The organism is Micromonospora antibiotica (genome assembly GCF_017599305.1).
Classification (GTDB): Bacteria; Actinomycetota; Actinomycetes; order Mycobacteriales; family Micromonosporaceae; genus Micromonospora; species Micromonospora antibiotica.
Genome location: NZ_JAGFWR010000002.1, coordinates 36102 through 56582, shown reverse-complemented (window position 1 = coordinate 56582; position 20481 = coordinate 36102). Strand labels below are relative to the sequence as shown.

Here is a 20481-nt window from a genome sequence, read left to right as displayed (position 1 = left end):
ACGTCCGCCGCCCCGGCACCGCGCCTCAGCCCTCGAACGCCTCCGGCGCCGGGCACGAACACATCAGGTTCCGGTCGCCGTACGCGCCGTCGACCCGCCGCACCGGCGGCCAGTACTTCCCCGCCCGGTCCACCCCACCCGGGTACGCCCCCACCGACCGCGGATACGGATGCGGCCACTCGTCGGCCGACACCATCGCCGCGGTGTGCGGAGCGTTGGCCAGCGGATTGTCCCCGGCCGGCCACTGTCCCGACGCCACCTGGTCGATCTCCGCCCGGATCGCGATCATCGCGTCGCAGAACCGGTCCAACTCGGCCAGGTCCTCACTCTCGGTCGGCTCCACCATCAGCGTCCCCGCCACCGGGAACGACATCGTCGGCGCGTGGAACCCGTAGTCGATCAGCCGCTTCGCGACGTCGTCGACACTGACCCCGGTCGCCTTCGACAACGGACGCAGGTCCAGGATGCACTCGTGCGCCACCAGGCCCTTGTTGCCGGCGTACAGCACCGGGAAATGCTCCCGCAGCCGCACCGCCACGTAGTTCGCCGCCAGCACCGCCACCCCCGTCGCCCGGGCCAGCCCCGCCGCGCCCATCATCCGCAGGTACGCCCACGGGATCGGCAGGATCCCCGCCGACCCGTACCGGGCCGCCGAGATCGCCGGCGCTCCCTGCACCCGGGCACCCGACGGGTCACCCGGCAGGTACGCCGCCAGGTGCGACCGCACCGCCACCGGACCCACCCCCGGCCCGCCCCCACCGTGCGGAATGCAGAACGTCTTGTGCAGGTTCAGGTGCGACACGTCCGCCCCGAAGCGGCCCGGCTTGGCGAACCCGACCAACGCGTTGAGGTTCGCCCCGTCGACGTACACCTGACCACCGGCGTCGTGGACCTTCGCGCACAACGACGCGATGCCCGTCTCGTACACCCCGTGCGTCGACGGGTACGTCACCATGATCGCCGCGAGAGCGCCCCGATGCTTGTCGATCTTCGCGTCGAGGTCGACCAGGTCGACGTTGCCATCGGCGTCACAGGCGACCACCACCACCCGCATCCCGGCCATCACCGCCGACGCGGCGTTCGTGCCGTGCGCCGACGACGGGATCAGACACACGTCCCGGTGGGTGTCACCCCGGTCCCGGTGGTACGCGCGGATCGCCAACAACCCCGCCAACTCCCCCTGCGACCCGGCGTTGGGCTGCACACTGACCGCGTCGTACCCGGTGACCTCCGCCAGCCACCCCTCCAACTGCCCGATCAGCTCCCGGTAACCGGCGGTCTGCTCATCCGGGGCGAACGGGTGCAGATGCGCGAACTCCGGCCACGTCACCGGCTCCATCTCGGTGGTCGCGTTCAGCTTCATCGTGCACGACCCCAACGGGATCATGCCCCGGTCCAGGGCGTAGTCGAAGTCCGCCAACCGGCGCAGGTACCGCAGCATCGCCGTCTCCGAATGGTGACTGCGGAACACCGGATGGGTCAGGAAGTCGGTGTCCCGCGCCAACCCCGCCGGCAACGCCTCCTCCACGTCACCGACGACCGGGTCCACCCCGAACGCCTCCCACACCAGCGCCAGGTGCGCCCCGGTGGTCGTCTCGTCACACGACACCCCCACCCGGTCGGCGTCGACCAACCGCAGGTTCACCCCCCGCTCCCGCGCCGCCGCCACCACCCGCGCCGCCCCACCCGGCACCACCGCCGTCACCGTGTCGAAGAACACCCCGTCGACGACCTCGACGCCACCGGCGCGCAACCCCGCCGCCAACCACAACGCCATCGACCGGGTCCGGTCGGCGATCCGCCGCAACCCGTCCGGCCCGTGGTACACGGCGTACATGCCGGCCATCACCGCCAGCAACACCTGCGCGGTGCAGATGTTGCTGGTCGCCTTCTCCCGCCGGATGTGCTGCTCCCGCGTCTGCAACGCCAACCGGTACGCCGGCTCACCGGCCGCGTCCCGGGACACCCCGACCAGCCGACCCGGCAGCATCCGCTCCAACCCGGCCCGCACCGCCAGGTAACCGGCGTGCGGCCCACCGAAACCCATCGGGACCCCGAACCGCTGCGTGGTGCCCGCCGCGATGTCCACCCCGATGCGCCCCGGCGCCCGCAGCACCGTCAACGCCAACAGGTCCGCCGCCACCGTCACCAACGCCCCCACCGCGTGCGCGGCGTCGACCAACGGCGCATGGTCACGCACCGCACCCGACGCCCCCGGGTACTGCAGGTGCAGACCGAAGAACTCCGCCGGCAACTCCTCCACGGCCAGGTCCACCACCCGCACCTCGATACCGAGCGGCTCGGCCCGACCCGCGAGCACCGCCACGGTCTGCGGCAACGCGTCCGCGTCCACCACGTACACCGTGCTGCGGCTCTTCGACGCCCGACGGGCCAGCGTCATCGCCTCCGCCGCCGCCGTCGCCTCGTCGAGCATCGACGCGTTCGCCGTCGCCAACCCCGTCAGGTCCGTCACCATCGTCTGGAAGTTCAGCAGCGCCTCCAACCGGCCCTGACTGATCTCCGGCTGGTACGGGGTGTACGCCGTGTACCAGGCCGGGTTCTCCAACACGTTGCGGCGGATCACCGCCGGGGTGTGGGTGCCGTGGTAACCCAGGCCGATCATCGACACCGCGACCGTGTTGCGGGCCGCCACCGCGCGCAGCTCGGCGATCGCCTCCCGCTCCGTGGCCGGCGCCGGCAGATCCAGGGTGCCGTGCCACCGGATCACCTCGGGAATCGCCGCGTCCATCAGCTCGTCGATCGAGCCGTGCCCGACGACGTCCAACATGCGGCGCTCGTCATCCGGGCCGGGACCGATGTGCCGGTCGGCGAACTGTTCTGCGGTCATGCGTGCGCTCCAGACTCCACGGGGCGAGGTCGACGGATCGGCCTCCCCCTGAGTCACGCCGCACGGCGCTCCACAGTGCCTGCCCGTCGCGGTCCTTCTGCCTGAGAGGTTCCGGGGAGAATCTGCCCCTTCGGCGCCGCCCGGATACTGCTGGGCGATCTCTCCCGCGTGGGTGGTGTCGGCATGGTCAACGCTACCAGCGCCACCGTTACCGGCGGATGTCGTACCCCCCGGGTCGACCCCACCGGGCGGAGATCAACCCGCCACGGGCGTGACCGCCACCACCGGGACGGACCCGCCGACCCCGTCACCCGGGGCGCGGTCCGCGCCCGCCACCACCCGCTGCACCACCTGCGGCAACACCCGCCCCAACGGGGCATCCACCCGCAGCGCCGCATACCCGTCACCCCGGGTGACCCCCTGATTGGCGATCACCACCGCCGTGCCCAGTTTCGCCGCCCGCAACACGAACCGCCGCCCCGACCACACCGTCAACGACGACCCCAGCACCAGCAACGACCGGGCCGCGTCGACCATCGCGAAACACCGCGACACCCGGTCGGCGGGCACCGTCTCCCCGAAGAACACCACGTCCGGTTTCAGCATCCCCGCACCACAACGCGTGCAGTCGACCAACCGGAACGCGGCCACCCGCTCCTCGTCGAGTTCCACGTCACCATCCGGATTCACCACCGCGACCGTCGCGTCGAACCCCGGGTTCGCCGCCACCAACCGCCGATCCAGCTCCTCCCGCGACGTGCGGTCACCACACCGCAGACACACCACCGTGTCCAGGCGGCCATGCAGATCCACCACCCCGGTGCTACCCGCCGCCGTGTGCAGACCATCGACGTTCTGGGTGATCACCCCGTCGACCAGACCGGCGGCCTGCAACCGGGCCACCGCCCGATGCCCGTCGTTCGGCGACGCCCGCGCGACCATCCGCCACCCCAGGTGGCTACGCGCCCAGTACCGCCGCCGGGCCGCCGGCTCCCGGGTGAACGCCTGATACGTCATGGGCGGATGCCGGCGGGCCACACCCGTCGGCCCCCGGTAGTCGGGAATACCCGACTCCGTGGACAACCCGGCCCCACTCAACACCACGACCCCACCAGCGGCGACCAGGCCCGCCAACGCGTCGATCGTCTCCGTCACCCGTCCATGCTGCCTCAGCCGCCGCACCCCGGCGACCCTGCGGGTCCACTCAGCCGCCCAGGACCGCCCGCAGCTGGGCGCTCGCCCCACCCGCCGCCGCCGCATCCGCCCGCAGCTGCTCCGACTGCGCCGCCAGATACGACTGCCACCGGGTCAGCTGCTGCTGCGCCGCCGCGACCGCCGCCAGCGCCGCCGCGTGCCGCTCCTCCAACGCCTGCAACTTGCCCGCCAACTCCGGCGACGGACCCCCACCGGCCGGCGGCCCCGCCCCACCCACCTCACCGGCCCGCCGGTGCGCGTCAGCGACGATCTCCTCAGCCTGCCGCCGCGCATCCGCGATGATCTCCGCGCCCTCCGCGCTGGCCTCACCGATCGTCCGGTTCGCCTCGTCCTGCGCCCGCATCGCCAACTCGACAGTCATCGGATCCGGGCCCTGCGGCGCGTTACTCGGCAACGTCCCGTGCCGCAGCATCTCCACCTGACTCAGCAGCCCCTGGTTCTCCCGCCGCTGCCGCGCCAACTCCGCCGTCAACACCCCGATCCGGTCATCCGCCGAGCGGACCAACGCCGCGACCTCATCAGCGGACAACCAGTGACTGCCCCGGAACCGCCGCTCCTCCAACACCGACAACTGGCGGGCGATCTCACCCTCCTCCGCGCCGAGCCGATCGGAGTGGTCCACGCTCATCGGGCACCCGTCCCACTGAAGTCACGCGGAGCACCGGCACCGGCCTCGGCGAGCGGCGGATAGAGGGAATGATCATAGCTTTCCGTCAGGACCTGCTCCGGATCCACACCCGAACGCGCCAGGATCGCCACCGTCTCCCGGGTCATCTCCGGGCTGCCACACACCAGGATCTCCGTGTCCGCCCACGGCCCCAACCGCACCGCCGTGTCACCGGCCCGACCGATCGCCCCCTGCCAACCCCAACCCGTCTCCACCGTCGGCACGTACCGCAACCACCCCGTCCCCCCGTGCGGCCACCCCGCCGCCGGCGACAACGCCGCCAACCGCGACACCGCCACCTCGTCATACAGGTCGTCCGGGGTACGCCCACCCACCACCAGCGTCGTGCGCCGCCCCGCACCCTGCTGCACCGCCTCCACCACCGCCCGCAACGGCGCCAACCCCGTACCCCCCGCGATCAACAACAACGGCAGATGCGGCGACCGGTCGAACGACGACAACGCCGTCCCCGTCGGATGCCCCAACAACAACCGCTCACCCGCCCGCAACCGGCGCACCAGATGCGTGGAGAACCGGCCCGCCGCCCGCACATGGAACTCGATCGTCCCGTCCGCACGCGGCGCGTTCGCCGGCGACAGGTACCGCCACGTCCGCAACTGCGGCACCTGCACCGGCAACGACTGCCCCGGCCGGTAGCTACACAGGTAGTTCGGACGCACCGTGAACACCATGATGTCGGCGCGGCGCCGCTCCGCCGTCAACACCTCCGCCTCCCAGTGCGGCGGCGATGTCCGTTCCGCCTCCGCCGCACCATCGAGCATCAGCTTCGCCACCAACTCGTACGCCGCCGCCCACTGCGCCCGCAACGCCGGCGTGAAGTACGGGCCCAGGAACCGCTCCAACGTCGCCAGCAACGCCTGACCCACCCAGATGTAGTGCCGCTCCGCCAACACCACCGGATTACCCCGCTGGTCCTGACCATGGAACCGCCGATGGTCGGCACCCAACCGCTGCGCGAACGCCGACAACGCCCCCGGATCGTCCAAACTGGTGATGATGTGCCCCAACGCCGCCAGGAGCTTGTCCTCCTGATATTGCATGTTCGTCGGGAACATCGACCGCGCCTCCGGCGCCACCACGAACAACGTGGCATAGAAATACTTCGCCGCCTCCGGACCGGCAGCGGAGAACTGGCTCCAACTCTGGCGCAACGCCGCGTTGTCCATCCTCAGTCCTCCTGCGCGCGAGCCACGTCATGACGCTCACGCAACGTCATCTCCACCACACCATCCGGGTCGTAGGCGCGGTCAGTCTGCCAAAGATTCGGATTCGGCACCCGGGTGTCGTAATAACGGTGGTGCACCGCGTGCAACGCCGCCCACCCCACACTCCCGTTGAGCCACGACCAGTCACCGTGCACCGGACGACCCGCCCGCTCCTCCTGCGCACAGAACTTCATGAACAACTCCGACTCGGTGTGCGGATCGGACACCCGCACCCCCGCCTCCCGGAACGAGTGCAACACCGCCTGGTTCAACACCAACGCCGCATGCTCCCGCCACAGAGTGTCCTCCCGCGACGTGTCCAACCCCAACCCCGCCGCCACCACCGGCAACTGGTCATACCGCTGCCGGTCACCCATGTTCCGGGTCCCGATCTCATCACCCAGATAGTGACCGTTGAACGGCGCGCAACTGTAGTCGACCCCGCCGATACGCAGACGCATGTTACTGATCACCGGCAGCGCATGCCAACGCAGCATCAGATCCGCGAACCACGGATGGTCCGGATGGGTCAACGCCACCTCCCGCACCAACTCCCGCGGCACCTGCCACACCGACGGCGACTCGTTCGCCGTCTCGATCACCCACGGCAACAGGTCGAACCGACCCGGCACCGGCGGCGGCCGCCACCCCAACCGGCGGGCCGCCCGCACCATCGCCACCTGCGCCGGATCACCCACCACCACACCGTCGTCCCGCAGATGACCGCAGTAACGGACCAACTGGTCGTTCCAGATCCGCGCCCGCGGACCCACCCCCGGCCGGTCCGGCGCGAAAACCGTGATCACCGACTGGATCCGACCCCCGTTGTCCCCCGCCGCCAGATGCGCCGACAACTCCCCGGCGATACCCGCCGCCGTCGTCACGTGCCGACGGTCCCGCACCCGCAACCCCGCCCACCGCACCCGCCCCACACACCGCGCCGACTGCCGCCACGCCACCCGCGCCCCGTACACCAACTCCTCCCGGGTGTGCCGGTACGAACCGGTCAACGCGATCTCCTCGCGCACCTCCGCCAACCGCGCCGCCAACCCCGGCAACCGCCGCTCGGCGTGCAACGCCTCCAGGAACTCCGTCGCCTCCGCCACCACCTCCCCACCGGAGTGGACCGCGACACCCGGCGGCGACACAGCGGAGACCGGACACCGCGACCCGGCATCGACACCACCGGCCCGCACGGCACCCACGCCGACATAGTGATCAATGTGCACTGTGGTTCGTTTCCCGTCCTCGGCGGGACCACGGATGCGACCCCCGCACCATGCTCCACGCATCAACCCGACGCCACCACCAACCGTCACTCACCGTGACCGATCGATGTTCTCTGGTGATCGCCCTGGACAGGATTCACGGCCGAACCACCGCTGTCAACAAACCCGACTCCACCCCGCAACGTCCACCATGGAACCCACCCCACCCCACACCACCCACCCGGGCACCCAGGTCACGAGCCACATCGATACGACACCCCACCACCCACACAACAAAACGCCGCGACCGGAACCCCGGCCGCGGCGTCGACGACACCACGAATCACCCCGCCCGACGCCGCGCCCGCCGCGCCGCCAACTCGTCACCCACCACCTCCGACGACGAGCCCTGCGCGACACCACCCGCAGCCGACACCGACTCCCCACCCCCGGCCACCGCCGGCTCCGCCGGCAGATGCGACAACGACCCCTGGATCTCCTTGAACGCCCCACCGATCGCGATACCGAACACCCCCTGGCCACCCTGCAACAGGTCGACCACCTCCTCCGGAGACCGGCACTCGTACACCGTCGTCCCGTCCGAGATCAGCGTTATCCCCGCCAGGTCCTCCACCCCACGCGACCGCAACGCCTCGATCGCCTTCCGGATGTTCTGCAGGGACACCCCGGCATCCAACAACCGCTTGACGACCTTCAACACCACCAGGTCCCGGAACGAATACAACCGCGACGTACCCGAACCCGACGCGTCCCGGACACTCGGCACCACCAACGTCGTCCGCGCCCAGTAGTCCAACTGGCGGTAACTGATCCCCACCGCCGAACAGGCCGTCACACCCCGGTACCCGACCGCACCGTCGCCCTCCAGCGACGACGACACCGCGCCCGACCCGCCCCGCTCCACGCCTGGCTCAGGCTCCCGTGGCTCGTGCATCCCGACAACCTCCCCGTCAGTGCGGCACCACGTCGACTACGCCGACGCCCACCCCTCGACACGGCAACCCTAACGCCGCACCAAGGGGTTACCACGGAGAAACCGCCGCGACACGCCGCGCGACGGCACACCAGACACCGACGCCGCCACCACGACGCCCCGGCCTCAACCGGCGAAATCCTCCGGACGCACCTGCTCCAGGAACTCCCGGAACTTCTCCACCTCGTCCTCCTGCTCGTCGGGAATCACGATCCCCGCCTCACTGAGGACCTGCTCCGCACAACGAATAGGCGCACCCACCCGCAACGCCAACGCGATCGAATCACTCGGCCGGGCCGACACCCGCACCCCGTCACCCAGCAACAGATCAGCGTAGAAGACGTTCTCCTTCAACTCGGTGATCTCCACCGCCCGCAACGGCGCCTGCAACGCCGCCAGCACGTCCCGCAACAAATCATGCGTCAACGGCCGGGCCGGTTTGACCCCCTGCTGCTCATAAGCGATAGCCGTGGCCTCGACCGCACCGATCCAGATCGGCAGATAGCGGTCGCCCTCGACTTCCCTGAGCAGGACGATCGGCTGGTTGCTGGGCAGCTCCACCCGAACCCCGACCACGCTCAGCTCGCGCACCGCCGCCTCCGTGTCGTTGTCACCTACACCCGCACCGCGCCTGTCCCTGCACGGTACACGGACCTCGACACGGCCGTCCCATCCGCACCAGCACCCGCACCGCGCCAGAAAAGGGGTTACCCCGGCAAGCCTACGACACGCTTCCCGGGGCAGAACCTTCCGCGCACACCACCGAACCGGGTCACCGACCCAACGTCGACCGCAACCCCACCCGCACCAACGCCGCATGCAACTGCTGCGACAACGCCACCAACTCACGCGCCGTCTCCGCCGCCCGCGCCCGCGCCGCCGGATCCGACTGCCGCGCCAACGGCGCCACCAACTGCGCGAACAAACCCACCTCACGATCCGCCGACGACCGGTAACCCCGCAGATGCCGAGGCTCCAACCCGTACGCCGCCAGACCCGCCACCGCCCGCGCGATGATCAACGCATCCGCGTCGTACCACCCCGGCGGATCCGGCACCAACACACCCAGCCGCTCCAACTCACCCAACGTCGACTCGGCGATCCCACTACGCGCCACCAGATCGGCCCGCCCGAGCCGCACCTGCGACTCAGGCTCCTCCACCGACCGGCCCGGCACCTCACCACCGGGACCCACCGCCACCAACGTCGGCCGCTGCCGGCCCGGCGTCTCGTCACCACCGTCCCACTGCGCCAACTGCTCACGGATCACCCGCAACGGCAGAAACTGATCCCGCTGCGCCGTCAACACGAAACGCAACCGGGCCACATCGTCCCAGCTGTACTTCCGGTAACCCGCCGCCGTCCGCTGCGGCTCCACCAGGCCCTCGGCCTCAAGAAACCGCAACTTGGAAATCGTGACGTCCGGAAACTCCACCCGCAGCTGACCCAGCACCTCACCGATACTCATCAGCGGGTGTGACCGGGCCGCCCCGGACGGCATGGAGGCCGCAGGCTCGTTCACCCCCGGCCGGCCTCCTCCTCCGGGCGAGGACCGGCGATGAACACCACCCGGAACTTACCGATCTGCACCTCGTCACCATTGCTCAACGTGGCCGCCTCGACCCGCTCCCGGTTCACGTAGGTGCCGTTCAGGCTCCCCACGTCCCGCACCGTGAACGTCCCCGAATCCCGATGGAACTCAGCATGCCGCCGCGACACCGTCACATCGTCCAGGAAGATGTCACTGTCCGGATGCCGGCCACTCGTCGTCACATCATGGTCCAACAGGAACCGGGCACCCGCATTCGGACCCCGACGAACCACCAGCAGCGCCATCCCCGGCGGCAACGAGCCGGACATCCGACTCGGCACCACATCGGTGTCCGGACCCTCCAGCACTTCGTCCAACGAACCGAGATTGAGCGTCGAAGTGACGTCGAGCGGGGGGAACTCGTCGCCTGGGCGCGTCATGGGACCACCTCACGGATCAGTTCGGTCAGCATCAGGATAACGGCGGGTATGGCCGCCGGGCAGATCACACACCCGGCGGCTGGCTCCCCGTGCCCAGGAAGGCAATCACCCAACGCTCAACCATTTGGGGTTCTCGGTCGACTGGGCGAGCCTAGCCAGCGCCGAAATGCAGGGCAACCGGACGCGCGGCAAACATCACCCACGCCCGGCACGACACCAATCAGCTCTCGGTGAGCTCACGGTACGCGTCAGCGGTCAACAAACCATCCACCGCCGCCGGATCCGCCGGCACGATCTCCACCAACCAACCCGCACCGTACGGATCCGAGTTGATCACCTCAGGAGAGTCACCCAACGCCTCGTTCCGCGCCGACACCGTCCCGCTCACCGGCGCGTAGAGCTCCGACACGCTCTTGGTCGACTCGATCTCACCCAACGACTCACCGGCCTCCACCACCACACCGGAGTCCGGCAACTGCACGAACACGATGTCACCCAACGCATCCTGCGCGAACTGGGTGATACCGACCCGGACGGTGCCACCCTCGGCACCCACCACCCACTCGTGCTCGGCGGTGTAACGCAGATCCTCAGGAATCACCAGCGCGTCCCTCATCCATCGGTGCACCGGGACCACCCGGCGCGGCCGCGCCGGTCTCAGGAGACCGGACGGGCGTGTTCCAGCTTCAACGGCGCGTGCAGCGCCGAAACCTCGGCAACCTCACGATCCTCGACGCTCACGTTACCGCCGTCACCGCGAACCGATGCGGCCACCCCGCCCGGAATGTTCAACGCGGTACGCATCGTCTCCGGATCACCGATCACCGTGATCGTGAACGGACCCGTCAACGTCCGCCCGTCCACCACCAACGCATCCCCCGACCCGTCCAGGAAGTACGTCGAGGCGATGATCCGCACCGTCGCCCGATCCCCACCCGAGATCTGCATCGCCTCGGCACCCGCACCCCGCAACTCCTGCACCGCATCCAACACCCGGTCCGCCCGGATCGGCTTGCCACCCGGCTCGAACCGCACCGTCAACCCCGGCCCCCGCGCCGGCAACGTACCCGCCAGGATGCCCATCTCGTCGGCCCGCTTCGTCGCCTCCTCCAACGCCGCCTGCCGACCCTGCTCCCCCGACCGCAACTGCCGCTGGCTGTCCTCCAGGCCCTCGATGTCCTGCTGCAGACGCTTCTCCCGGGAATCCAGATCCGAGAAGATCCGCACCAGGTCCTCCTGCCGGGTCGCCGCCAGGGTCGGATCCGTCGACGTGGTCTTCAACTGCACCACCAACGTGAACCCCAACAACGCCAGCAACGCCGCGATCATCACCCCCGCCGACGACACCTTCCGACCCGACACCCGCGACGACGCCGACTCCGCAGGCTCCGCCGACGACACCGGCCCGGACTCCGCCGGCCGCGCCCCGGACGACGCCACCTGCGCCAGGTTCACCGTCTCGCCGCCGTCGTCACCGGACCCCGGACCACCCTCATCCGGCACCAGCGGACTCACCTCGTCCGCATCCGGCGCGTCCGGACGCGGATCCGGGCCAACCGCCGGACGACCCGTCTCCGGCTGCGGCCACCCGGTACCCGTCTCCCGATGCTCGTCGCTCACGTCACCAACCTACGCCCGGAACAGGTGCCGGCGGATCGCCGCCACATTGCCGAAGATCCGCACCCCCAACACGACCACCACACCCGTGGACAACTGACCCCCCACCCCCAACTGGTCACCCAGATACACGATCAACCCGGCCACCAGCACGTTCGAGATGAACGACACCACGAACTGCTTGTCGTCGAAGATCCGGTCCAACTTCGCCCGCACCCCACCGAACACGGCGTCGAGCGCGGCCACCACCGCGATCGGCAGGTACGGCTGCAACGCCGCAGGCACCGTCGGATCAAGATAGATCCCCAGCACCACACCGGCGAGCAACGCCAGCACCGCGATCATCGGACACCTCCGGAAGGGCGGGAAGACGAACCCGGACCGGACGACCCGGCACCGGACGAACGAACAGCACCCGAACCCGTCGACGACGGACTCGGACTCACCGACGGCCGCGCGTAGCGTAGCCGCGGCTCCGGAGCGGCCGGCAGCGTGAGGTCGTCCGCCCGGCGCACCTCGAACGACAACCCCGTGTCCCGGGCCACCCGACGCATCAGATACGCCGAACGGCTGTCGTCGAACCGGTCCCGCAACGCCTTCGGCCCGATCGCCGAAACCTCGTACGGGCTGGTCACCGGACGGAAGTCCACCAGGATCGCCGCGCCCGCCGACCGGATCGTCGACGTCGCCGTCAACCGCTGACCGTTGATCGCGATCGCCTCCGCGCCCGCGGCCCACAGATCGTTGGCGACCTTCTGCAGATCCGAGTAGATCACCCGGGACGGTCCGGCCCCCGAGTCACCGCCCACCGCCCCGTCGTCCTTCGAGGGGGCGTCGGCCAACCGCACCACCACCCCGTCACCACGCACCCGACCGAGACCGGTCCCGGCCTCCAGGTTGCGCAACCGGGCCGCCTGCGAACCACTCAACGCCGCGTCGCGCTGCCGACCGACCTCCTCCCGCAACCGCGCCGCCCGCACGGTCATCGCGTCGGTCTCCGCCTCCCGCTGCTTGATCTGCGCGATCAACGCGGCCCGCGCCTGACTGCGACTCGGCTCGTCGGCCATCGTCTCCCGGTAGGCCACCGCGAACAGGAAACCCACCGCGACGACCACCACGATCGCCAGCACCCGCGCCGAGCCACCCCGCCAACCGGCCGTCGGCGGCGCGGCCCGTCGACGGGCCGCCGCGTCGGCGTAGCCCGGATCCAACGGATTCTGGAACAGCTCGGTGAGGAAGTCCGGGGTGAACAACCGGACCGGGGGCTTCGACCCGTCCTGTGGCGCGCTCACGCGGCAGCTCCCCCGGGACCCGACCGTGCCGACCGGACCAGCTGGGTCGCCTGCATCACGTACATCGCCCCGGCCACCCAGTACAGCACCAGCCCCCACCAGGCCGCCCCCCAGCCGATCGCCCCGACGGTCGTCGCCGTCACCGACGTGGTCACCGACGCGACGAGCAGCAGCGGGAAGGCGGCCAGCAGCAGGAAGGTGGCGGTCTTGCCGACGTAGTGCACCGGCGGCGGACCGTAGCCGTAGCGGCGCAGCACCGCCAGTGAGCCGAGCAGCAGCAGCTCCCGGGCCAGCAGCGCCGCGGTGAACTGCCACGGCACCACCTCGCGGGCGGTGAAGGCGAGCAGGGTGGCGAGGATGTAGAGCCGGTCGGCGAGCGGGTCGAGCAGCTCGCCCAGCCGGCTGACCTGCCCGAGCCGGCGCGCGATCCACCCGTCCACCCAGTCGGAGGTGCCGCCGAGGGCGAGCACCACGACCGCCGCGACGTCCGCCTCCACGACCAGGAACAGCCACAGGAACAGGGGTACGCCGAGCAACCGGACGAAGCTGATCAGGTTCGGCAGGGTCATCACCCGGTCTGCCCCACCCGGTGCACCCGGATGCTCTGCCCGAGCCGGCCGACGTGACACCGAACCTCCCTCCGCAGCACGATCCGCGGCGCCCCGCACGGGCGCCGCGATCAGTCGTGCGCTACCGGGCCGGCGGGTGCCGGCGTCTCGGTGATCCCGGCCGGGACCTCCCCCTGATGCGGCCCGCGGCGGTCGACACCCCGGGCCGGCAGCCACTATATCGGGCTCGTTGTGGCCTTTCGGTACGACGTGTTCGCCGTCGGCGACGCGGTTTGTCGTGTGCTGCGTCACCACCGCTAGGGCATCCTAGGATAATAGGGGAACGCGGTCCGGTCTCAGGCGGTACGCACGGCCGTGTCGGTCTGGGGCGGCGTGCCCGAGGCGGCCGCCTGGCCGAAGGCCACCAGCGCCAACAGCAGTTCGTGCTGGGCCCGCGCCGGCATCCGGTCCAGCACCGCCTGCACCGCCCGGTGCCGGCGCTCCCGGACCTCGGCCAACAGGGTGACCGCCGCGGCGGTCAGGACCAGCCGCACCTCCCGCCGGTCCCGGGGGTCCGGGGTGCGCCGCAGCAGGCCGGTGGCCTCCAGCCGGTCACAGAGGCGACTGGCCGACGACGGCACCACGTCCAGCAGCTCGGCCAACCCGTTGACGTTCGTCTCCGGCCGCTCCCTGATCAACGCCAACACCCGCAGCTGGGTCGGCGGGACCGCCACCTGGTGGCGGGAGGTGGCCGAGTCGAGCACACCGACGAGCGCCTCGGCCGCGGCATCGATCGCCGCAGCAAGATCCGGAGGTCGATCCACCCGCTGTCCCCTGCGATTCTCCGCTGTCGTGTGTCGCTGACGACCGATCACCGAGCGCGCCACCCGCCCGGACCGCACCAGTCCAGGCACACCACGACGGCGTCGTCACGGAGATCAGTGTCGGCATGATATGCGAACAGCTCGCGCATCACCGTACCGACCGCCTCCGTCGCCGGTTGCAGCCGCGTCGACCGCATCGACCGGGCCATGGCCCGCTCACCGTATGCCTCCTGGCCGCCCGGCTGCGCGTCGTACACGCCGTCGCTGACCACGAAGAGCCGGTCACCGGGCAGCAGGTCGAACTCCTGGACCGTGTAGCGGGTCTCGGCGAACATCCCCAACGGCAGCTGCGGCTCCAGGGCGATCCGTTCGATGGTGCTCCCCCGCAGCCGCAGCACCCGCGGCGAACCGGCGTCGACCGCCCGCGCGCGACCGGTGGCGGTGTCCACCGACAGCAGCAACGTCGCCACGTGCCGCTGCCCGCGATGCTGGTAGAACAGGGTGTCCGAGGCCAGTTCGGCCTGCTCCACCAGACCACCGCCCGAGCGTCTCGCGTTGCGGATGGCGTTGACCGTGAGCGCGGTGAGCATCGCGGCGGCCAACCCGGTCCCGGCCCCGTTGAGGACGGTGAGGGTGAGCCGCCCCGGGTCGACCGACCAGTCGAAGTGGTCGCCACCCACCGAGTACGCCGGTTCGAGCTGCCCGGCCAGCAGGAACGCCTCGTTGGTGACGCTGCGCCCAGGCAACAGCTCCCACTGCATCTCGGCGGCCATGCTCAGCCGCTCCCGACGCCGCGTACGCCGGTAGCGGTCGGTCTCCCGGTCGGCGGCCCGCAACGTGGTGGCCAGGTCGACGGCCAGGTCGGCGATCAGGTCCACGGTCGGGTGGTCCGGACCACCGGCCAGCTCGACCAGGAACACCCCCAGGCGTTCCCCCCACGCGGTCAGCGGCGCCCACACCCGCAAGGGCCCACCGTCGTGCGGGTCGAGCACCGGTCGCTGGCCGCTGAAGCAGCGTTGCGCCGCGCCCTGGCCGCTGAGGGACCCGGCGGACAGCTCCGGGTCGAGCACCGACCACAGCCCGCTGATCCGGTAGTCGGCCAGGAACACGTCGACCCGCACCGCGTCGAGGGCGGACCGGAGGGCCCGGTCGACGGCCTCCACCACCTGGTCGGGTGGAGCCTCACGTAGCGCACGCGACATCGCTGCGAGCGCATCCGACATGATCGTCCCTCCGAGATTCTTGCTACAGGGCAAGCATCATACGGAGCGATCGACCCCGTTCCGACCGGGGTCACCACGGCTGGGACCGCCCCCCGCACCGCCGCACCGCAACCGACGACACCCTCCTTCGACCCGACCCGACCCGACCCGACCGACGCCGACGGCCGTACCGGCCGGGTCGGGGTCGGCGGTTTCCGCCCCACCGACCCCCGCCCGGCCGTGATACTGACGCGGGCGGGAGGTGTGCGGGGTGAACTCGGCGAACGGCGCGGCGGTCGTGGTGGGCGTGGACGGCTCGGAGTCGGCGCTGCGCGCCGTCCGGCTGGCCGCGACCGAGGCGGTGCGGGGGCACCGGCCACTGCGGGTGGTGCACGGCTTCATCTGGCCGCTGCTGCGGGTGCCGATCGACCCGCTCGCCGGCAACCCACCCGGCGGCGGGTTGCGTCAGCAGGCACAGAACCTGGTGGAGGCGGCCGTGGCCGAAGCCCGCACGGCGCAGCCCGGCGTCCGGGTGACCGGAGAGATCATCGACGGTGAGGCCTCGGCGGTGCTGCTCGGCGAGACACCCGGCGCGGCGGTCATCGTGCTGGGTGACCGGGGCCTCGGCGGATTCACCGCGCTGCTGGTCGGTTCGGTGGCGATCCAGGTCGCCACGCACGCCGACTGTCCGGTCCTGGTCGCCCGGGGCGAGGAACACCCCGACGGCCCGGTGGTCGTGGGGGTCGACGGCTCGCCGGCCTCCCGCGCGGCCGTGGACTTCGCCGCCGCGCAGGCGTCCGCCCGGGGCGTCCGACTGCGGGCCCTGCACGCCTACACCCACCCGGCCTCCACCCGCCCCGGCGACATCCAACCCCTGGTGTACGACGAGTCCCGGCTGCGCGACGAGGAGGACGACGTGCTCGCCGGGTGCCTCGTCGGGCTCGCCGAACGACACCCCGACGTGCCCGTCGACCGGGAGCCCGTACACGCCCGGCCGGTCGCCGCGCTCACCGAGGCGTCCCGCCGGGCACAGCTGGTGGTGGTCGGCGGTCGGGGTCACGGCGAGCTGGGCGGCCTGCTGCTCGGCTCGGTCAGCCACCGGGTGCTGCACCACAGCGCCTGCCCGGTCGCCGTGGTCCGCACCCCGACCTGACGGCACCGCCGGGCACACCCGACCCGGCGCGTGACCAGACTCCGGAACGTGGACGACACGCCACAGGAACGGCGATCCGATCACGGCTCTTCCGCAACGCACCGGGCCCGGCCCGGCCGGGTGGAACCGGGCCCGGTGACGGCAGCACGCCGGCACCCGCACGGGCCCCGCCGTCGGGGTGGTCAGCCCCGGTCGCTGTCGTCGTCGGCGGTCTGCGCGCCCGGACCGTACGGGGACGCCTGGCCACGGGGTGTCGGGCGGCCCCGGTCACCGCGCGAGGTGCCCCGGTTGGCGGGGTGTCCGGTCGCGGGAGGCCCCGCGCTGTCCTGCACGGTCGGGTTGTTCCCGTTGCGGCGCATCTCAGGCTGCTGCACGTTCGTCACGGGTGTCTCCTTCCCGGGTGGGGGCACGGTGTTCCGCGCCCGGCAGCGGTTACCCGCCACCGGGGCCCGCATGCGGGCCCCGGCAGGTCGACCCCGGGGGCCGGGGGTGAGCTGCGGCAGGACGGGTAGTACCGGGTGATGGGGGACGATCGACGGCTGGCCCGGACGCTGCTGGACCGGCAGAGCCGCACCTACGCCGAGGAGGCCGGCATCGCGCTTGCCGACCGGCCCGGCCCGCTCTACCAACTGCTGGTGCTCACCACGTTGCTGAGCACCCGGATCCGGGCCCAGGTGGCGGTGGCCGCCGCCCGGGAACTGTTCGCCGCCGGCTGGCGCACCCCGCAGGCGATGGAGGCGGCACCATGGCAGGACCGGGTGGACGCGTTGGGTCGCGGCCACTACCGCCGCTACGACGAGCGGACCGCCACGATGCTCGGCACCGCGGCCCGCCTGTGCCTGGACCGCTGGCACGGTGACCTGCGGCGGATGCACCGGGAGGCCGGGGGCGAACCGGCGGCGCTGCGACGGCGGCTGACCGAGTTCCCCGGCATCGGCCCGACCGGGGCGGACATCTTCCTGCGGGAGGCGCAGACGGTCTGGCCGGACGTGCGTCCGTACGCCGACCGGCGCACCCTGGCCGGCGCGAAACGACTCGGCCTACCGGCCGACCCGCACGGGTTGGCCGGGCTGGTCGCCGAACCGGACTTCGGCCGGCTGGCGTCGGCGCTGGTCCGGGTGGCCCTCGGGGAGGAGTCGGCCGGTGAGGTGACCCGCACCGCCGCCGCGACCCGCTGACCGGTCGCCCCCGCCGCGATCCCGTCGCCGCCGACGTTGATCGTGCTGGACGAGCCGGGTGGCGCACGGTGCCCACCGGGGCAGCGGTCAGTCGACCGGTTTGTTGCCCGCCGGCTTGGTCAGGTACCACACCAGCACGGCGGCGAGCAGGGCCAACAGCACCACCCCGCCGGAGACCCCACCGCCGTCCTCGGTGGAGCTCCGCCCGGTCACCCCGAAGTAGATCACCGCGAGGCCGGCGACCACCGCCAGAAACGTCCGCATTCCTCGGTCCTTCACGCCCCGCACGGTACGAGCACCCGCCCCGCCGGGCCGGGCGATCGGACCCGGTTCCCTCTTCCGGGCGACGCCGACGGACCGGGCGGGTCCACCGCGCCGACCGCCGGGGCGGGATGGGTCCGCCCGGTCAGTCGGTCTCCAGGTCGTCCAGGGAGATGGCGTGGGTCATCAACCAGCGGGCCAACGCGGCCATGCCGAACAACCACAGCGGCGCACTCTCGGTGGGGCCGTTGGTGGCGAAGATGGCGAACCGCAGGTCCGGGGCCCGGTACGCCTCGATCCGCCAGCGATGGTTCCGGTCCCGCCAGACCGCCGAAGGGTCCATGGGCGTCACGGTAGGCGACCCGGAGCCACCCGGAGGGCGGTTCGCCGGTGTGCCCGGTCCCTCCGGCCGGCCGGCGGGGGCAGGTTCAGCCCCACCGTCGGGGCAGGGCCACCGCCCCGGCACCGGTGTCGACGGGGAACACCGCCGGCTGCCGGCGGGCCCGGCCCGCCGGTCACCCCGTCCCGGTCACCTCGCGGGCGTCGTCAGGCAACCGGCGGGTCACCCCACGGCGGTCCAGCAGCTCCAGCAGCGGCACCGCCACCCGACGGGTGGTGTCCAGGGCCTGCCGGGCGGCGCTGAGGGTGAACGGCTGCGGCAGCCGGGCGAGGACCCGCACCGCCTCGTCGGCCGCGTCGGGCAGCAGCACCACGTTGTCCGCCAGCCGCAGCAACGCACCGGCCCGTACGGCCGCACCGACCTCCCGGGGGCCGAGGCCCAGCGCGGCCAGCCGGTCGGCCTGCGGCGCGCGGAACGGGTGGGTGGCGTACTCGCTGCGGACCCGGTCGACCGCGCGGGCCACCGGCTCGGGTAGGCCGCCGGACGCCCCGGTGCCGATCCGGCCGGCCCGCAGCGTCAACGGCGGCCGGACCAACGCCTCCACCAGGGCCCGGTCGGGTAGGCCGAGGCGCTGCCGCAGCGCCTCCACCGGGGCGCCCGCCTCCAACGGGTGCGCGGCCACCCAGGCGGTCACCTCCTCGACCAGTCGTCCGCCCAGCCACCGCCAGTGCCCGGGGTCGGCCAGCCAGTCCCCGGCGACCGGGGCGACTGCGCCGGTGACTCCCATCCGGGTCAGCTCACCGGCCCGGACGAGCCGGCGGCGGCGCAGCTCCCCCGCCAGGTCGGGCTGCCCGTCCAGGTCGGTGAGGACGGTCGCGCGGGCGGCGGCGGCACCGCGTCGGCTCAACGGTGGCGGTGCCACGTCCAGCACGGTCACGCCACCGCAGACGTGGTGCCGTCCCGGATCGCGCAGCAACGCCCGGTCCCCGATCAGCAGCGGCAACGGACGGGCCAGCCGCAACCGCACGGTGTCCGCACCGAGCGGACGGACCCGCGCCGGCACGGCCGCCGACCCGACGTGCAGGGTCAGCGTGACCGGCAGGTCACCTACCGGGTCGCCGGCCAACCGCACGTCGAGCAGGTCGGTCCGGTGGAACTCACCGGGGGTGAGCAGGGCGTCGCCCCGGCCGAGCCGGTCCCGGGGCACCCCGCGCAGGTTGACCGCCACCCGGGCCACCGCGGCGACCCGAGACGCGGCCGTCCCGAGCCGGTGCAGGCCCCGGACCCGGACCGGTTCGCCGGTGGTGGCGAGCGCCACCTGGTCACCGACGTGCAGCTCACCACCGCCGAGGGTGCCGGTGACCACCGTGCCGCTGCCCCGGATGGTGAACGCCCGGTCGATCCACAGCCGCACCGGCCCGTCGGTGCGCGGCGGGGGCAGCCGGGCCACCAACCGGCCCAGGGCGGCGCGCAGCTCGGGCAGGCCGACACCGGTGACGGCGCTGACCGCCACCGACTCGACCGCGCCCAGCGACGTCGCGGCGAGCCGCGCACGGGCCTGCGCCGCCGCCGGCCCCGGGTCGGCCAGGTCCGCCCGGGTCACCACCAGCAGCCCGTGGGACACCCCGAGGGCGTGCAGGGCGGCCAGGTGCTCGGCCGACTGCGGCATCCAGCCCTCGTCGGCGGCGACCACCACCAGCGCCGCCGGCACCGGCCCCACCCCGGCGAGCATGTTCGGCACGAACCGTTCGTGCCCGGGCACGTCGACGAACGCGACCGTGTCACCGGTGGGCAGGGCGGTCCAGGCGAAGCCGAGGTCGATGGTCATCCCCCGGCGGCGTTCCTCGGCCCACCGGTCCGGTTCCATCCCGGTCAACGCCCGGACCAGGGTGGACTTGCCGTGGTCGACGTGCCCGGCGGTCGCGACGACGTGCATC

The 20481-nt window shown here is 71.9% G+C and carries 22 protein-coding genes and 1 riboswitch; of the genes, 2 read left to right on the top strand and 20 right to left on the bottom strand.

Translation table 11 applies throughout. From position 1 onward, the window contains the following. Window positions 1-25 precede the first annotated feature (25 nt). The 16 genes from gcvP to JQN83_RS05150 form a co-directional block, all read right to left on the bottom strand. A complete protein-coding gene (gene gcvP, locus JQN83_RS05225; protein ID WP_208565909.1) occupies window positions 26-2848 on the bottom strand; it encodes an aminomethyl-transferring glycine dehydrogenase in 2823 nt (940 codons plus the stop codon). A 79-nt stretch (window positions 2849-2927) separates the two neighbouring features. Continuing rightward, a riboswitch (glycine riboswitch) is annotated at window positions 2928-3025 on the bottom strand. Between the two features lie 78 nt (window positions 3026-3103). Next, window positions 3104-4003 (bottom strand): NAD-dependent protein deacetylase, encoded by a 900-nt coding sequence (locus JQN83_RS05220; RefSeq protein WP_307799026.1) that lies wholly within the window; start codon window positions 4001-4003, stop codon window positions 3104-3106. A gap of 49 nt (window positions 4004-4052) precedes the next feature. Beyond that, complete coding sequence (locus tag JQN83_RS05215; RefSeq protein WP_208565907.1) at window positions 4053-4691, bottom strand: SPFH domain-containing protein; 639 nt, start codon at window positions 4689-4691, stop codon at window positions 4053-4055. Next, window positions 4688-5917 carry a globin domain-containing protein gene (locus JQN83_RS05210; protein WP_208565906.1) on the bottom strand — a complete coding sequence of 410 codons (1230 nt, stop codon included), beginning with the start codon at window positions 5915-5917 and terminating at the stop codon, window positions 4688-4690. Before JQN83_RS05210 ends, JQN83_RS05215 begins: the two co-directional genes overlap by 4 nt. 2 nt (window positions 5918-5919) lie before the next feature. Continuing rightward, the gene (locus JQN83_RS05205; RefSeq protein WP_372443972.1) at window positions 5920-7161 is read right to left on the bottom strand and encodes a nitric oxide synthase oxygenase; all 1242 of its coding nucleotides are present in this window, start codon (window positions 7159-7161) and stop codon (window positions 5920-5922) included. 346 nt (window positions 7162-7507) lie between these two features. Beyond that, complete coding sequence (locus JQN83_RS05200; protein ID WP_208565905.1) at window positions 7508-8119, bottom strand: MerR family transcriptional regulator; 612 nt, start codon at window positions 8117-8119, stop codon at window positions 7508-7510. A 165-nt stretch (window positions 8120-8284) separates the two neighbouring features. Then, window positions 8285-8749: a bifunctional nuclease family protein gene (locus tag JQN83_RS05195; protein WP_088647333.1), complete on the bottom strand. Its 465-nt coding sequence runs from the start codon at window positions 8747-8749 to the stop codon at window positions 8285-8287. A gap of 181 nt (window positions 8750-8930) precedes the next feature. Beyond that, window positions 8931-9626, bottom strand: a complete 696-nt coding sequence (gene ftsR, locus JQN83_RS05190; RefSeq protein WP_208566438.1) for a transcriptional regulator FtsR — start codon at window positions 9624-9626, stop codon at window positions 8931-8933. Window positions 9627-9676: 50 nt separating this feature from the next. Continuing rightward, a complete protein-coding gene (gene odhI / locus JQN83_RS05185; RefSeq protein ID WP_067311506.1) occupies window positions 9677-10129 on the bottom strand; it encodes an oxoglutarate dehydrogenase inhibitor Odhl in 453 nt (150 codons plus the stop codon). A gap of 220 nt (window positions 10130-10349) precedes the next feature. Then, complete coding sequence (gene gcvH, locus JQN83_RS05180; RefSeq protein WP_208565904.1) at window positions 10350-10730, bottom strand: glycine cleavage system protein GcvH; 381 nt, start codon at window positions 10728-10730, stop codon at window positions 10350-10352. A gap of 56 nt (window positions 10731-10786) precedes the next feature. Then, complete coding sequence (locus tag JQN83_RS05175; protein WP_208565903.1) at window positions 10787-11749, bottom strand: DUF881 domain-containing protein; 963 nt, start codon at window positions 11747-11749, stop codon at window positions 10787-10789. A 9-nt stretch (window positions 11750-11758) separates the two neighbouring features. After that, complete coding sequence (locus tag JQN83_RS05170) at window positions 11759-12091, bottom strand: small basic family protein (RefSeq protein WP_067311500.1); 333 nt, start codon at window positions 12089-12091, stop codon at window positions 11759-11761. Next, complete coding sequence (locus JQN83_RS05165; RefSeq protein WP_208565902.1) at window positions 12088-13038, bottom strand: DUF881 domain-containing protein; 951 nt, start codon at window positions 13036-13038, stop codon at window positions 12088-12090. The genes JQN83_RS05170 and JQN83_RS05165 overlap by 4 nt, the downstream gene beginning before the upstream one ends. Next, entirely contained in the window at window positions 13035-13667 is a 633-nt protein-coding gene (gene clsA, locus JQN83_RS05160) for a cardiolipin synthase ClsA (protein WP_208565901.1), read from the bottom strand. The genes JQN83_RS05165 and clsA overlap by 4 nt, the downstream gene beginning before the upstream one ends. Before the next feature lie 275 nt (window positions 13668-13942). After that, window positions 13943-14410 carry a MarR family winged helix-turn-helix transcriptional regulator gene (locus JQN83_RS05155; protein WP_208565900.1) on the bottom strand — a complete coding sequence of 156 codons (468 nt, stop codon included), beginning with the start codon at window positions 14408-14410 and terminating at the stop codon, window positions 13943-13945. 47 nt (window positions 14411-14457) lie between these two features. Beyond that, window positions 14458-15633 carry a PP2C family protein-serine/threonine phosphatase gene (locus JQN83_RS05150; protein WP_208565899.1) on the bottom strand — a complete coding sequence of 392 codons (1176 nt, stop codon included), beginning with the start codon at window positions 15631-15633 and terminating at the stop codon, window positions 14458-14460. 250 nt (window positions 15634-15883) lie between these two features. Between JQN83_RS05150 and JQN83_RS05145 the strand changes: the two genes are divergently transcribed. Then, window positions 15884-16765, top strand: coding sequence for a universal stress protein (locus JQN83_RS05145; protein ID WP_208565898.1), 882 nt, complete (start codon window positions 15884-15886; stop codon window positions 16763-16765). Window positions 16766-16947: 182 nt separating this feature from the next. Here the strand turns inward: JQN83_RS05145 and JQN83_RS05140 are convergent, their stop codons facing one another. Next, the gene (locus JQN83_RS05140; RefSeq protein ID WP_208565897.1) at window positions 16948-17148 is read right to left on the bottom strand and encodes a hypothetical protein; all 201 of its coding nucleotides are present in this window, start codon (window positions 17146-17148) and stop codon (window positions 16948-16950) included. 138 nt (window positions 17149-17286) lie between these two features. On the opposite strand from JQN83_RS05140, the gene JQN83_RS05135 reads away from it, so the two are divergent. Continuing rightward, on the top strand, window positions 17287-17943 hold the full coding sequence (locus tag JQN83_RS05135) for a hypothetical protein (protein ID WP_208565896.1): 657 nt from the start codon (window positions 17287-17289) through the stop codon (window positions 17941-17943). Between the two features lie 87 nt (window positions 17944-18030). On the opposite strand, the gene JQN83_RS05130 is transcribed toward JQN83_RS05135, so the two are convergent. The 3 genes from JQN83_RS05130 to selB all read right to left on the bottom strand — a co-directional run bounded on the left by JQN83_RS05130 (window position 18031) and on the right by selB (window position 20480). Next, window positions 18031-18207, bottom strand: coding sequence for an amidophosphoribosyltransferase (locus JQN83_RS05130; protein WP_208565895.1), 177 nt, complete (start codon window positions 18205-18207; stop codon window positions 18031-18033). Between the two features lie 142 nt (window positions 18208-18349). Then, window positions 18350-18547, bottom strand: coding sequence for a hypothetical protein (locus JQN83_RS05125; protein ID WP_091240450.1), 198 nt, complete (start codon window positions 18545-18547; stop codon window positions 18350-18352). A 172-nt stretch (window positions 18548-18719) separates the two neighbouring features. After that, window positions 18720-20480 carry a selenocysteine-specific translation elongation factor gene (gene selB / locus JQN83_RS05120; RefSeq protein ID WP_208565894.1) on the bottom strand — a complete coding sequence of 587 codons (1761 nt, stop codon included), beginning with the start codon at window positions 20478-20480 and terminating at the stop codon, window positions 18720-18722. Between the last annotated feature and the right edge of the window lies 1 nt (window position 20481).